At 60.0% G+C, this 14,361-nt stretch carries 10 protein-coding genes; 1 reads left to right on the top strand and 9 read right to left on the bottom strand.

The annotated features are described in order from the left end of the window. Nucleotides 1-192: 192 nt before the first annotated feature. From AC1DE4_RS06445 to AC1DE4_RS06410, 8 genes are all read right to left on the bottom strand, one after another. The gene (locus AC1DE4_RS06445) at nt 193-1,326 is read right to left on the bottom strand and encodes a glycosyltransferase family protein (RefSeq protein WP_477880562.1); all 1,134 of its coding nucleotides are present in this window, start codon (nt 1,324-1,326) and stop codon (nt 193-195) included. Next, nucleotides 1,323-2,570, bottom strand: a complete 1,248-nt coding sequence (locus tag AC1DE4_RS06440) for a glycosyltransferase (protein ID WP_477880560.1) — start codon at nt 2,568-2,570, stop codon at nt 1,323-1,325. Before AC1DE4_RS06440 ends, AC1DE4_RS06445 begins: the two co-directional genes overlap by 4 nt. Before the next feature lie 11 nt (nt 2,571-2,581). After that, nucleotides 2,582-3,790, bottom strand: coding sequence for a glycosyltransferase family protein (locus tag AC1DE4_RS06435; RefSeq protein WP_169683719.1), 1,209 nt, complete (start codon nt 3,788-3,790; stop codon nt 2,582-2,584). Nucleotides 3,791-3,880: 90 nt separating this feature from the next. Then, a complete protein-coding gene (locus AC1DE4_RS06430; RefSeq protein WP_169683720.1) occupies nt 3,881-5,053 on the bottom strand; it encodes an ABC transporter permease in 1,173 nt (390 codons plus the stop codon). Then, on the bottom strand, nt 5,054-6,052 hold the full coding sequence (locus AC1DE4_RS06425; RefSeq protein WP_169683721.1) for an ABC transporter permease: 999 nt from the start codon (nt 6,050-6,052) through the stop codon (nt 5,054-5,056). A 3-nt stretch (nt 6,053-6,055) separates the two neighbouring features. After that, on the bottom strand, nt 6,056-7,966 hold the full coding sequence (locus tag AC1DE4_RS06420; RefSeq protein WP_477880557.1) for an ABC transporter substrate-binding protein: 1,911 nt from the start codon (nt 7,964-7,966) through the stop codon (nt 6,056-6,058). Continuing rightward, entirely contained in the window at nt 7,960-9,852 is a 1,893-nt protein-coding gene (locus AC1DE4_RS06415; RefSeq protein WP_477880555.1) for an ABC transporter ATP-binding protein, read from the bottom strand. The genes AC1DE4_RS06420 and AC1DE4_RS06415 overlap by 7 nt, the downstream gene beginning before the upstream one ends. A 151-nt stretch (nt 9,853-10,003) precedes the next feature. Continuing rightward, a complete protein-coding gene (locus AC1DE4_RS06410; protein ID WP_477880553.1) occupies nt 10,004-11,347 on the bottom strand; it encodes an adenylate/guanylate cyclase domain-containing protein in 1,344 nt (447 codons plus the stop codon). 431 nt (nt 11,348-11,778) lie between these two features. Here AC1DE4_RS06410 and AC1DE4_RS06405 point away from each other — a divergent pair, with 431 nt between their 5' ends. Beyond that, on the top strand, nt 11,779-13,134 hold the full coding sequence (locus AC1DE4_RS06405; protein ID WP_477880551.1) for a nucleotide sugar dehydrogenase: 1,356 nt from the start codon (nt 11,779-11,781) through the stop codon (nt 13,132-13,134). Here AC1DE4_RS06405 and AC1DE4_RS06400 read toward each other — a convergent pair. Beyond that, nucleotides 13,124-14,302 carry a DUF3095 domain-containing protein gene (locus AC1DE4_RS06400; protein WP_477880549.1) on the bottom strand — a complete coding sequence of 393 codons (1,179 nt, stop codon included), beginning with the start codon at nt 14,300-14,302 and terminating at the stop codon, nt 13,124-13,126. The two genes, AC1DE4_RS06405 and AC1DE4_RS06400, sit on opposite strands and share 11 nt — an antisense overlap. Between the last annotated feature and the right edge of the window lie 59 nt (nt 14,303-14,361).

The raw sequence follows: 14,361 nt of genomic DNA, 5'->3' as shown, positions 1-14,361 counted from the left end.
TAACCGTCAGTTGCCTGGGAAATCTGGGGGCAGTGAACCTGCGGCGAAGCCAAAGGGAATGCCGAAAACAGGATCATGCAACCGGACCGCCGGATCTCATAACGAAAACAAGGCGCATCGGATTTCCATCGTCATGCCGATTCTCGCCGGGACGTTGTTTATATCACATCATTTTCGCAAAGTGCGAGGCTTTCACCCGATCATGGACCGAATGATTGATGCCGTTTTGCCGGCCCCCCCGAGATCGAGCAATGCCGAGGCTGCCCGCGGTTTTGCGAGCGCCGCGCTGACCGCATTGGCAACGATTTCGGGCGTCAGACCGGCCTCCGGCAGGATATCCGCGAGCCCGAGTGCCCGCAGCCGTTCCGCGCGGACCGTTTGTTCCGTCTCTCCACCGGCTACGAAGGGAATGAGGATCATCCGGCAGTCGGTCTGAAGCAGATCGCCAACGGTGTTATAGCCCGCCTGCGAGATGGAAACACGCGCGCCGCGCAGCAGCGATGGGAAATCCTTGCGAAACCGGGTCAGCGTAACGTTCGAGGGCGTTGCCTTCGAAAGTCTGGCGAAGTCGGCTTCGGGAAGGTTCGGCCCGCTGATCAGCAGCCACCGCAGGTTCGCCGGCAACATCGCGGCCGCGCCATTGGCCGCGCGAAGCAGGTCGAGGCCGACGGCTCCGCCACCAGCGGATGCAACAATGTCGAAGGTCTCTTCAGGATCAGCCGCCCGCGGGGCCGCCACCAAGCCGGTATAGAGGAGCTTGGAGGCAATCTCCGCCGTCAGGGGAAAGGTATCTTCCAGGCGAACGAAGCTCGGATCCCCATGCACCAGGACGCCGTCGAAATGATCTCTGACCAGCGCCACGGTCTCCTCGTCGCGCCCGGGCTTCCGGTTCTGCTGCAGGATATCGCGCACCGAGCTGAAAAGCTTCGGCCGTGGATGCGCTTCTTCGATTGCGTCAAGAAGCGGGAGCAGCTCGAACCGCATCTGCCGGCGGCCAAAAGGAAACGCTTCGATGATGACGACGTCGGGCGCTGTATCATGGAAGGCTTCGAGCAGCAGATCCCGGCGTTTGCGCAGGAACGCCTCGTCGGCGGCAACACCATCGCTGTCCGCAAGTCCGGAAAAACCGGCATTGCTTGCCACGACCGGTGGAAGAGCCACCGTCCTGATGCCGTCTCCCGGGAAACCCGGAACCGGCAGCCCACCCGTCACGACAGTGACGTCGAACCCGTCGCTGACAAGCGCGCTCGCGATGCGGCTTGCCCGGGCAATATGCCCGATGCCAAGCAAATGCTGGACATAGAAAAAGACCCGGGGCGCGTTCATGAGGCTTTCTGCCATTCCTGTTCAAACAGATGGCCGAGCTCGGTGATGCTCACCTCGTGGTCAAAATGCTCGCGCACGCGTCTTTCGGCCGCATCTCCCAGCCGCGACCGTAAGGCAGGATCGCGGATCAGTGTCTCGAGTGCCGCCGCAAACGCCGCAGGATCCTCGGGTGGCACGAGCCTGCCGTTTTCACCGTCGACAAGAAGCTCCGGCACACCGGATACCGACGTCGAGACGCAGGGCAGGCGCTGGCTCGATGCCTCCACCAATACATTCGGCAGGCCGTCGCGATCGCCATTGGATGCAATCCGGCAGGCCAGTGCGAAAACATCGGCCTGGCGGTAGTGATCGAGCACGTCCTCCTGTGCGAGTGCGCCCTTCCAGCTGATCCGATCCGTCAGATTGAGATCCGCAGCAAGTGCCTTCAGCTTCGGCAGCTTGTCGCCGCCGCCGATATGTTCGAAACGCCAGTTCAGGTCGCCGGGCAGCAGTGCGAGTGCCTTGAGCAAGGTCTCGTAACCCTTCTTCTCGACGGCACGGCCAACACTGAGAATAAGGACAGGGTCCGCCGGATTGCTGCCGTCGCGCTGCGATCGCTGGCCGCAGAAATGCCCGAAACGCGCCAAATCGAGGCCGTGATAGCTCAGATGCACGGCGTCCTTGCGGGGGGTCAAGGTGCGCATGTGCTCATAGCCGCTTCGCGTGCAGGTCACCGTCCAGCGGGCGCTGCCAAGCTTCTCATGCAACTCCCAGTCCGGCGATGTCCAGATGTCCTTGGCATGGGCCGAACAGGTCCAGGGCACACCGGTGAGGATGCTCGCATATTCGGTCACGGAGGCAGGGGTATGGATGAAATGTGCGTGCAGCCACTCACCGCTATCCGGCCATTCGCGTGCGAGCACCATCGCCTGTCCAAGCCGCCTGAAACGGTTGCGAGAAATGTCACGTGGGAGGTCCTTGAGGAAGCGCTGCCAGAGAGCCTTGATCCCGGGCCGTCGGAAGCTCGCAAACATCCCCTTCAGCACGCGGATCGGCTCTTCGTGAAGATACTCGGGCAGATAGACGACACGTGCCCTGATCTCGTCATGCACGGGATGCCGCTTTTTGTCGGTTGGCCGGCGCATCGAGATCAAGGTCAGATCAAACCCCGCCTTCTCCAGGCCGAGCAGTTCCTGGGCGATAAATGTCTCCGAAAGGCGCGGGTAGCCTTTCAGCACAACGAGAATCTTACGACGCTTCGACAAGATCTTGTTCTTCACTCGGCCCCGACGACGGACAGATGCGGGCCCCGGCCATCCAGCCAATGTCCGACCGTCTGCGAAATGTGATCGAGGCCCTGCAACTGCAAGGTACAGCCGCTCTTGGACGGCGGTGCGCGGTCGGGAAGTCGTTTCAGGGCCTCGGACATAACCTTGGGATCTGCCGACTGGTCCGGCAGCAGCATGTCGATCAGTCCGAGTTCGCTCGCTCGCCTGGCGCGCAGCAGCTGCTCTTCGCGTGGTTTCACCCTGGGAACAATGAGTGCAGGCTTGTCGAATGAAAGGATCTCGCAATAGGTGTTATAGCCACCCATGGCCACAACGCCGGTGGCCCCCACGATCAGCTCTTCCATATTATTGTCGAACTCGATCACCTCTATGTAGGGAATGCGGGACCCTTTGGCCACCAGCTTGGAGCGCTCGGCAGCCGGCATATAGGGGCCGAGCACGACAAGCGCCTTTTGCTGCAGGGAAGGGTCTTGCTCATAGGCGTTCATGACATCGTGGACGAGATCGGACCCATCGCCGCCACCGCCGGTCGTGACCAGAATGTAGTTGTCCGAGCGCGCATTGATCGAGGTCTTGCTCGTCGAGACACTGCGCTGCAGAAATCCGACGAAATCCATCTTTCTGCGCACACTTGCCGGCACGTCCAGGCCGATCAGCGGATCATAGAAATCAGGCGGTCCATAGACCCAGATGGAATCGTAATACTGGTCGATCTTCTGCATGATGCCGTTCCGCTTCCATTCGGCATCAAGCAGGTGGGGGGCATCCATGATCTCGCGCAGGCCAAGCACCAGAACGGTGCCCTGCGCCTTCAGATAGGCCAGCGTCTCCTCGACTTCGCCCTTCAGTCCCATCGGTTCCTTGTCGACGATGAAAATGTCGGGCTGGAAGGTTTCGGCGGTGTGTCGAATACTCGACTCACGCATCTTCAGCGTTTCATGCAGATCGATATGGCCCGCCATCGACGTATATTCGCCGTTGCGCAGCTTGATGACACTCGGGATCTTCACGAAGTCGACGCGCGCCCGGTAATCGAACGCGCCGGCAATCGTGGCTCCGGAGATGATCAGAATATTAAGCCCGCGATAATCCTCGACCAGAGCATGCGCGATCGCGCGGCAGCGGCGCAAATGGCCGAGCCCGAACGTGTCGTGGCTGTACATGAGGATACGGGCATCTTCCAGGCGCCGTGCCATGGGCAATCCTTCTGCGCTGTGGATCATACAAGCACCGCCGGTTTATTGCTGGCCGTCAAAAGACAAAGCAGTGCTCCGCCGGGCTGGCCGCTATTTGTAGGGATCTGCCGCATCGCGCAAGCCGTCTCCCAGAAAGTTGAACGCCAAAATCACCAGAACGACAGGTATAATCGGAAAAAGCAACCATGGATAGAAGGCGATGACGCTTACGCTCTTTGCTTCTGTCAGCAGAATGCCCCAGCTGGTGATCGGCGGGCGCAGACCGAGGCCAAGGAAGCTGAGCGCCGTCTCACCGAGAATCATGCCGGGAATCGAGATCGTGGCAGAGGCGATCAGGTGGGACATGAAGCCTGGAACAAGATGCCGGCCGATGATGCGCGGCGTGCTGGCGCCCATCAGCTGGGCAGCCTGGACATAATCCTCTTCACGCAGGGCCAAGAGCTTTGAGCGCACGGCTCGCGCAAGACCAGTCCAGTCGATGATACCGAGGATGACCGTGATCCCGAAATAGATGACGATGGGGCTCCACGTGACAGGCATGATCGCCGCCAGCGCCATCCAGAGCGGCAGGCTTGGCAGCGACTGAAGAACTTCGATGAGGCGCTGGACGATTAGATCGAAGACACCGCCCCAATAGCCTGCCAATCCGCCGATGACGATACCGAGGCAGAAGCTGATGGCGATACCGATCAGGCCGATCGTCAGCGAAATGCGGGCGCCATAGAGAATGCGCGACAGCACGTCACGGCCGAGGCGGTCAGTGCCAAGCAGGAACATCTGCCCGCCGACTGCCGGACAAACCAGGTGAAGATCCGATTTGACCAGTCCCCAGAACTTGTAGGAATCGCCGCGGCAGAAGAAGCGGATCGGCTGCACCTCATCCGGCTTGTCGGAGTAAAGCCGATGGAGGGTGTCGAGATCGAGCGACATGGAGCGCCCGTAGACGAAGGGGCCGACGAATTTGCCATCGTGGAAGAAGTGCACGCGCTGTGGCGGGGAATGGATGAAGTCCACATTCTTGGTATGCAGCCCATAGGGCGCAATGAACTCGACGACGATAATCATGGAGTACAGCGCAAGCAGAAAAATGCCGGAGGCAAGTGCCAGCCGGTGCTGCTTGAACTTCCACCACATCAACTGCTTCTGCGAGGCAAGGTGGATGCGCGATTGCGCAGCCGTCATCCCCTCGGTCGCCATGGGATCGAAGGGTGCGGTCGAAACATAATGCGGCATCGGCGCGCCGGGCGGTGGCAAGGGCGACATCTATTTGGTGCTCCTGCCTTGCAGGCGGATACGCGGATCGAGAAAGCCAAGTGCGATATCGGAGACGAGCACCCCGATGACGTTGAGGAAGGCGAGGAACATCAGGAACGAACCCGCAAGATACATGTCCTGGCTCTGCAGGGCCTTGATGAGCATGGGCCCTGTCGTCTCGAGCGACAGCACGATGGCGACGATTTCCGCCCCTGAGATGATCGAAGGCAAGATCGATCCGATATCGGCGACGAAGAAGTTGAGAGCCATGCGCAGTGGATACTTCACGAGCGCGCGAAGCGGGTGAAGCCCCTTGGCGCGGGCGGTGACGACGTATTGTTTCTGCATCTCGTCGAGCAGATTGGCGCGAAGCCGGCGGATCATGCCGGCCGTTCCCGCCGTGCCGACGATAATGACCGGAATCCACAGATGCGAGAGAATGGACCGCGCCTTTTCCCAGCTCATCGGTTCGTTCAGGAACCTTTGGTCCATCAAGTGGCCGATCGAGACGCCAAACCAGATGTTGGCGAAGTACATCAGGATCAGGGCCAGCATGAAGTTCGGGATGGCGATGCCGAGCAACCCCAGAAAGGTCAGCCCGTAGTCGCCCCAACTATACTGATGGGTCGCGGAATAGATCCCGATCGGAAAGGCGATCAACCACGTCAGCAGGATCGTGGAAAAGGAAACGAGCATCGTCAGCCAGAGACGATCACCGACGACTTCCGAGACCGGCAGCTGATATTCGAACGAATAGCCGAAGTCCCCGTGCAGCATGCCGCCGACCCAGAAGAAGTAGCGGACGATCTCAGGCTTGTCGAAACCGTATTGTATCCTGAGTTCTTCGATTTCCTGCAGGTTGGCGCTCTCGCCCTGCGCCCGCAGTTCAGCGATCTGGCTTTCGAAAAAGTCGCCCGGCGGAAGTTCGATGATGGTGAAGACCAGCGCCGAGATGATGAACAGTGTCGGCACCATCGCAGCAATGCGCCAGAGGATGTATTTCAGCATCCCTCAAGCCTCCTTGAACCAGAAGGCATCCGGCATGTAGAGGCCGAGATAGGATGTCGGGTCAAAACCATAGAGGCCCTCATCCGGCACGTTCTGCAATTTGGCGGATCGGACGATCGGCTGCAGCGTGCTGTTGATGAGGCCGATCGAGAAAACCTGCTGGGTATAGAGCGCCAGCATCTTATGCCAGATCACCTCTCGCTCTTCGAATCTCGAGGTATCACCCCACTGTTTGAGAAGCGCGACGAGCTGCTGCACTTCCTCAAGGTCCGGCGCGCTGCCTTCCTGCCCGGCCGACAGGTGATACATCCCCCAAAGCGGCCATTGCAGTTGATCGTCGACGGTTGGCGCAAGCTGCCCCGGAGACATGTCCGCGGTCGCAACCCCGTTCTCGATGCCGTACCAGATCGACATCATGATCGTGCCGCTCATGGCGCGGCTGCGGAAAACGTCGCGTTGTGAGGTGCGGGTATAAAGAGCAAGACCGACCTCAAACCAATGATCACGCACCAGTTCCAAAACGTCCGTGTCGAGGTTGCTTTCGCCAGCGGTCTCCACGGTGATTTCGGCACGGCGACCATCCGGCAACAGCCTAATGCCATCGGCGCCACGGTTCGCCAGCCCGAGCTCGTCCAGGAGCTTGTTTGCCTGATCGGGATCATGGGCAATGAAGGCTTCCGCATATTCGGGTCTGAAGAGGGGGCTATCGGGCAAAACGGTATCAGCGCTTGCCTTGCCGAGACCATAGAAGGCAACCATGTTGATCTCATGCCGATCGATCGACATCGACAGCGCCCGGCGGAAGCGAGTTTCCCGGAACAGCTTGCGCCAGACCTCGTCGGCGCAGTTGAGGTTCGGCAGGAGCGCCACGCGCGATCCGCGCACCTGCTTCCACAGGTTGACCTTCACGGGGAACCGCTTTTCGGCATCCTTGAGGAATGTGTAATCGTTGAAGTCGACGCCAGTGGCCTGCAGGTCGGATTCACCGGCGCCCGCCTTGGCGGCGATGATCGAGGATGAACTGACGTTGAGGATGAACTTGTCGATGTAGGGAAGTTGTACCCCGTTCTCGTCGATGCGATGGAAAAACGGGTTTCGCACGAACACGAATTGGTCGGCCGGCAGCGGCGTCGTGTTGCGCCAGGGATCAAGCGTCGGCAGGTCCGGATTTTCAGGACGCGAGGAACGCGACATCTTGATGTGCAGATCCGCCCACTTCTTGACGCGGTTTTCCTTCATCAGCGCCGAAATACGGAAATCGTCCTGGTATTTCTTGTGAAACTGCTTGAGATAGTGCCCCGGCCCGAAGATCACGAGCGGCAGAGGGCCGGCAAGCGCCGGCAGGAACATCGGATTGGGTCGCTCCCAGGTGTAGCGAACTGTCAAAGCGTCGAGCACTTCGAATTTCGGCAATGTGCCATGGGGTCGCAACTCGAGCGCGCCACCACCAGGTGTCAGGTCCTTGTTGTGGATCACGTCCTCCCACCAGTAGCGGAAATCGTCCACCGTAAAGGGTGCACCGTCGGACCAGCGGTGACCTTCGCGGAGATAGAAGGTGAAGACCGTGTCATCCTTGGATTCGAAACCCAGGAGAATATCCGGCTGGAACATCAGATGCTTGTCGTAACCGACCAGGCGCGAATAGCCATAGACGGTCATGTAGCGGATATCCTTCTGGCTGCCGATGATGGTGCGCACCGTGCCGCCATAGACGCCCGGCAGGCGCCCCGTATCCTTCATATTGACGATCCGCGGATGCGTCGGCAGGCGATCGACCATGGGTGGAATGCGCCCTGCGCGCAGCCAATCCCTCAAGAATTCGGGCTCGATATCGCGATCCGCCGCCGCCTTGACAGCGGAGGGCAACACTGCCGAACCGATAAGACCACCGAGAAACGTGCGCCGCGTTACCATGAGCGAAGCTCCTTTGCGTCTGCACCCTTGCGGGCGCGCACAAGATGGCCGTTGCCGAGATCAGCGTAGGCGAGCTCGGACGCATCATCATGCTCCGCCGTAAAGGTAATGCCCCAGTTCTGCTTGTCTGCGGCGCCGTTTCTTCGCAGCGCCTCGAAATCGAGCGGACGGTTGAGGTCGGGGAAGGGGACCGCCGCCAGGAGCGACTTCGTATAGGGATACACCGGATCGCGCAGAATGATCTCGCGGGGGGCAATCTCGACGATGCGCCCCTTGCACATCACCGCGATGCGGTCGGCCATGTAGTCGACGACCGCCAGATTGTGCGAAATGAACAGATAGGTCAGCCCGAGATCCTTCTGCAGGTCTTTCAAAAGGTTCAGGATCTGTGCCTGGACGGAAACGTCGAGGGCCGATACAGGCTCGTCGAGAATGATGAGCTTTGGCCCGAGTGCCAGCGCGCGCGCAATGCCGATGCGCTGGCGCTGCCCGCCGGAAAAACTGTGCGGGTAACGGTTCAGATAGCGCCGGTCGAGGCCGATCGCACCCATCAGAGCCTCTACCCTCTGCTTTCGCTCGGCGCTATCCCCGCGGTCATGGATCTCCAGCGGCTCGCTGAGGATGTTGCGCACAGTCATGCGCGGCGACAGCGACGAGACCGGATCCTGGAACACCATCTGTATCTTGGTGCGCAGCTCCTGCAGATCGTCGCCGGAAACAGACAGGACGTCGATGACGTCCTTGCCATCATTGAAGATCACCGAGCCACCATCAGGCCTCACGGCCCGCATCAAGATCTTGCTGACCGTCGTCTTGCCGCAGCCGGATTCGCCGACGAGCCCCAGGCATTCCCCCCGCCGGATGTCAAAGCTGACATCGTCGACAGCATGAACGACGGCGGCTTCTCGCGTTCCAAAAAGGCCGCGGTTGCGGGTCTTGAAGGTCTTGGAGAGATTGTTGACGGAAAGCAGGATCTCCGGCCCTTCGGCCTTCACCTTCTTCTTGCCGATCAGGGACTCGAGGTTGACAGGCACGTCGCGCAGCGCCTTGAGACGTTCGCCTGGCTTCATGTCGAAATGCGGCACGGCAGCCATCAGACCCTTGAGGTAAGGATGCTGCGGGTTGCGGAAGATCGACTCGACCGGTCCCGCCTCCATGATCTCGCCATGATAGATCACCACCACCTCGTCGGCCATGTTGGCAACGACGCCGAGATCATGCGTGATCAGCAGCATCGCCATTCCGAGCTTGTGCTGCAGGTCGCGCAGCAGCTCCAGGATCTGTGCCTGGATGGTCACGTCGAGCGCCGTCGTCGGCTCGTCGGCAATCAGGAGCGCCGGATTGCAGATCAGCGCCATTGCGATCATCGCGCGCTGGCGCATGCCGCCCGAGAGCTCGAAGGGGTACATGTCGAAGGTGCGCTTCGGATTGGCAAAGCCGACAAGACCCAGCATCTCCTCGGTCTTTTCGCGTGCTTCCTTCTTGTCGGCCTCCGTGTGGATGAGGAGTGCTTCACTGATCTGATTGCCGACGGTGTGGAGCGGCGACAGCGAGGTCATCGGCTCCTGAAAGATCGTCGCCATGCGGCGGCCACGCAGATCACGCATTTGCTCGCTGTCGCGGGAATAGCGAAGAATGTCTGTCGTCTTGCCATCCAGCGGGTCGGTAAAGAGGATCTGCCCCTCGGCCGTTGCGGGATTTGGCAGGATGCCCATGATGCTTTGGCTGATGACCGATTTGCCTGAGCCGGATTCTCCGACGAGCRCAGTGACCTTGCCCGGCAATATGCGGATATTCGCGTTTTTTACGACGCGCAGGCGATCGCCGAAAACCGAGAAAGAAACGTCGAGGTTCTCGATGCGCAACAGATCCGAGGCGGACGCCATACCAATGAAATTCCCCAGTTTTTCCATGTTCCCGTTAAGGCACACTATCGTACCGCAATCGGGGTGTCCAGTTGATGACGGACACGTGAAAACCCTGGCATTTTACAGGCTGGGGAAGATTAGATCTCGGCCAAATCGGTCGCCGGCATCCTCACTGAATGAATTCCTCCACGGCTGGCCTTTTGGCCTGCTTTCTAGCATCGCGATGAAGCAGAATGACCTGTTCCGCCTCGGAAAGTGCGGCCGGTGCGACCTCGCGGAAATTCTCCTCGACATGCAGGACGGGCGCTGGCACATGCGGCTGCAAGACCGTGACTTTTTGGCGGATGCCGCGGAGCTTTTCCTCGCCGAGCGTGCGCCACTCACCGCCGCAGTAGCCGGCAAAGGCCTGGCTTGCGATGACCTCGCTCGAATATTTCTTCGTCAGCGATTGCAGGCGCTGGACCTCGTTGACGGCCGAGCCGAACGCCGAAAACGTCAGGCGATCCTTGAGGCCGACATTGCCGAACATGACGTTGCCGACGTGCAGGCCGATCCCGTAGGAAACCTTGGTAAGGCCGGCATCCAGTCGCTCCCGGTTCAATTCCGCGACACGGGCTTGCGCCTGGTGGACGGCGGAAAGGGCTGCCTGACAGGCAATCTTGGATGGATCCTTGTGCCGGCCACAGGGATAGACGGCCAGGAAACCGTCGCCGAGGAAGCTCAGGATCTCACCGCCATTGCGGTTGAATGGCGCAGCGATGGCGTCGAAGAACTGGTTCAGCGTATCGATGTAGGCCTGCCGCCCCTCTTTTTCGGCATACACTGTCGACTGGCGCATATCGCCCATGACGAGAGCCGCACGGATCGTCTCGCCGTCGCCACGGCGGATCTGGCCATTCAACACCCGCTTGCCCGCATCGCCGCCGAGATAGGTGGTGAGCATGTTGTTGGCGAGCTTGCCTAAGACCGCCATCTTCGCGGCAACGGCAAGATGGTTCTGCATGCGCAAGAGCGCATCGATCATGTCGTCGGAGAAACCGGCGTGGCTATCCGTCGACCATGAGCCCATCATGCCCTGGACGGAGCCATCGCCGAATGGCTGGACGAAAGCCAGATAGTCGGTGATGCGCTCATCGCGCAGGTCGAGGAAGACCGGGAATTCGGCTGGGCCGTCGGCCGGTATCCGGCGACGGATGTGCTGGAGGTTATTGTCCAGGAGATAGTAGTAGGGGCTCTGCAGGAAGCGGTCCGGCTTCTGCCCGGCGGCATGGCGATAACCCTCGATCGTGACACCGCTTGCACGTCGCCATGTAAAGCTCAACGCGTCGTAAAGCGGGTGCAGCATCGAAAAGGTCAGATGCACGCGCGCGATCGGCAGCCCTGCCGCCGCAATACGCTCGCAGAATCCGCGAACGATGCTTTCGAGGTCATCTCCGGCCAGCGACGAATTCGTCAGCCATTCAGCGACCCGATCCAACAAAATAGAGGAGACGCTGGATTCGATCGTGCCCATTCTTGGTAGTATCCTCATAAAGCACGTCCATTCCTGAAAAGCGTCGCAACCCTGCCTGCAGCAACGTCGTGCGCAGGGCGGGAAGGAGGATGGACGAGCGGTAATATTGTGTCAACGATCTGCCGGGAACCCGGCAGCGGCACCTGTCAAACCCTTGATAAAGTGGGTAGGATAGGCAGTCCTTTCTCGTGGTTCGTTATTCGATTTAAATAGGCACGGGGCCAATCCCAAACAATGGTATCTGCGCATTTTCTGACCCTGCACTGAAATCTCTTGGGGCATCCGCGCCTTTTTGGTCACACTGGTCGGGACTGCCGGAGGATCGAGGCACAGCCGCAGCGCGAGTCTTCGCGGTTACATCAACGGACGTCGATTTGGCGGCGGGTTTCAATTGGTGCGCTCTTACATTAGATCAAGGTACCTTCAGCACTATGATGAGACCTGCCTTGGCGAGTTCCTCCACCTACGACCTCCTTTCAAACAAGATCGAAACCCGCGATGCCCGAGCCGGTGTCATAGGCCTCGGCTATGTCGGCTTGCCGCTTGCAATCGCCATTGCCCGAAGCGGCTTTGCTGTCACTGGCTTTGACATCGACCCGAACAAGATCGTCTCCCTGGATGCGCGGCGTTCCTATATCGATGCGGTCGCAAGCGACGACCTCGCTGCCGAAATTGACGGCCAGCGCTTTTCGGCGACGACGGATTTTGCCGGGCTTGCAGCCTGCGACGTCATTGTCATCTGTGTTCCGACGCCGCTCACCAGGCATCGCGATCCTGACCTTTCCTTTGTGGAGGCAACCTCTCGGTCGATTGCTACCCATCTGCGTGCCGGCCAGCTTGTGGTGCTGGAATCGACGACCTATCCGGGGACCACGGATGATGTCGTCAAGGTCATCCTGGAGAAAACCGGCCTGAAATCCGGCCGCGACTTCTTCATCGGCTTCTCGCCCGAGCGTGAGGATCCGGGCAACCAGCACTATCACACGGCGACAATTCCGAAGGTTGTCGCCGGCGATGGCGCAGAGGCCCTGGCGCTGATGAAGAGCTTCTACGGCGCTGCGGTCAAAACCGTCGTTCCGGTGTCTTCCAACGCCACTGCAGAAGCCGTCAAGCTGACCGAAAACATCTTCCGGTCGGTCAACATCGCGCTCGTCAACGAGCTGAAGACCGTCTACGCCGCCATGGGAATCGATGTGTGGGAAGTGATCGACGCGGCCAAGACCAAACCGTTCGGCTACATGCCCTTCTACCCGGGCCCGGGCCTTGGCGGCCACTGCATTCCGATCGATCCCTTCTACCTCACTTGGAAATCCCGCGAATACGAGTTGCCGACCCGCTTTATCGAGCTCGCTGGCGAGATCAATTCGGCGATGCCGCGTTATGTCGTCGGCAAACTTGCCGAAACACTCGACATCAAGGCCGGCAAGGCGCTCAGCCGCTCGCGGGTCCTGATCCTTGGCCTCGCCTACAAGAAGAACGTCGCCGACATTCGCGAGAGCCCTTCATTGCGCCTGATGGAGATCATCGAAGAGCGCGGCGGCAAGGCCGACTATCACGATCCCCATGTCGGTGAGATCCCCTCGACGCGCGAATATCAGCACTTGAAAGGCCGGAAATCGGTCGATCTCACGCCCGAGGCCCTGGAAGCCTACGATGCAGTTCTTGTCGCAACCGACCATGATCAACTCGACTATGCGGTGATCGCAGACAGTGCGCCGCTGATCATAGACACCCGCAATGTCTTCACGCGCCTCGGGCTGTTTGCCGACCACATCGTCAAGGCGTGATATCGACTGCTGACAATGTCTTGCCCGTGATCTGGCTGGCAGCGACGGCGTAGCCGCCGCTGGCACCGTCGACAAAGTGCACGTGGTCGCGTGACACCGGTGTCGGGACAAAACAGGTCATCAGCGCGGAGGACTGCCGGTGCAGGCCGTAACGGGCAATGCCCTTTGCTTTCGCCTCTTCGAGGAGCGCCTGGATACGGCCAAGATGGCCGGCATCGACGTCGATCGTCATCTTCAGCCCGTCGTCGAACTTGCGGAAATCTGAATTTCCCGAGACGTCTTGGGTGTAGCGCCGGGCGTCAAAACGGCCAAGCTTGATGCCCAGTCTGTGGAGCGCGACGACAAGCGCGATCTGCAACAGGATGATCACCTTCCGCAGCAGTCTCTTTCCCGGCAGTGCGGTTGCCCGTGCCTCACGATCAACGCCCTTCATCGAAAAGGCAAATTCAGGGCCATCGGCCGGAATCGGGTGGCCGCCACGGCCCTGTTCTGAAGAGATAGCCACCACCTCCATCACGAGCTTGCGAAACTCCGGGCTGGGGCGCCCGCCCTCGGCTGGTACGGCGATAATGGAGACGATCTCGCCGTTATGCGCCGCAATCGGGCTCCACCGACAGGAGAGACCGGTCAGATCCGGCCGCGTCCCTGGCGGTGCAGGCTCGACGCCGTAGCGTCCGGCCTTCATCTGGCGCTCGGCCCAGCTGGCTCCGCCGCCGGCAAACATGGCATAGGTTACGAAGGGACTGGCGGCGTGACGGGCGACGCGAACGTCCAGGCCTTCATTTCGAATATCGGCAAGCGGGACGACCGCAATGCGCAGCGTCAGGCCCATTTCATCCTCTACCCATCGCTGCGTTGCAGACAGTGCACTTCGCGCCGCATTCTCGAGGTTCCCCGGCAGCGCAACCACGGCACCATCGCCGCCAAACACGAACGGGTAGTCGCCCTTGTCAACCGCATTCAGGACGGCCGAAATGACGCTGACGCCCGCCATGTTGACGTCCTTGTAGCGGCCGGCGGCGATCGCCTGCGTCGAACCGACGATGTCGGCAAGGGCCAGGAACCAGCCGTCGGGAAGCGGGTGATAATTGCTCGTATCGGTTACCCGCTCGAAATCGGTGAAAACGGGTACGTCGGCAAAGAATCTTTCATTCGAGATGTCGTTCATCTGAGAAACCTAGCACAGACCCATGCTGTAACTGCAACGCCATTTTTCCATCTACGGCA

Source organism: Rhizobium sp. 10N414, assembly GCF_056394785.1.
This window is presented reverse-complemented; position numbering and strand designations above follow the sequence as displayed.

What these genes read in the sequence shown, in the direction of transcription:
- AC1DE4_RS06445 (WP_477880562.1), bottom strand. Translation starts at nt 1,326, where the DNA reads ATGAACGCGCCCCGGGTCTTTTTCTATGTCCAGCATTTGCTTGGCATC.
- AC1DE4_RS06435 (WP_169683719.1), bottom strand. Translation starts at nt 3,790, where the DNA reads ATGGCACGGCGCCTGGAAGATGCCCGTATCCTCATGTACAGCCACGAC.
- AC1DE4_RS06430 (WP_169683720.1), bottom strand. Translation starts at nt 5,053, where the DNA reads ATGTCGCCCTTGCCACCGCCCGGCGCGCCGATGCCGCATTATGTTTCG.
- AC1DE4_RS06425 (WP_169683721.1), bottom strand. Translation starts at nt 6,052, where the DNA reads ATGCTGAAATACATCCTCTGGCGCATTGCTGCGATGGTGCCGACACTG.
- AC1DE4_RS06420 (WP_477880557.1), bottom strand. Translation starts at nt 7,966, where the DNA reads ATGGTAACGCGGCGCACGTTTCTCGGTGGTCTTATCGGTTCGGCAGTG.
- AC1DE4_RS06410 (WP_477880553.1), bottom strand. Translation starts at nt 11,347, where the DNA reads ATGGGCACGATCGAATCCAGCGTCTCCTCTATTTTGTTGGATCGGGTC.
- AC1DE4_RS06405 (WP_477880551.1), top strand. Translation starts at nt 11,779, where the DNA reads ATGATGAGACCTGCCTTGGCGAGTTCCTCCACCTACGACCTCCTTTCA.
- AC1DE4_RS06400 (WP_477880549.1), bottom strand. Translation starts at nt 14,302, where the DNA reads ATGAACGACATCTCGAATGAAAGATTCTTTGCCGACGTACCCGTTTTC.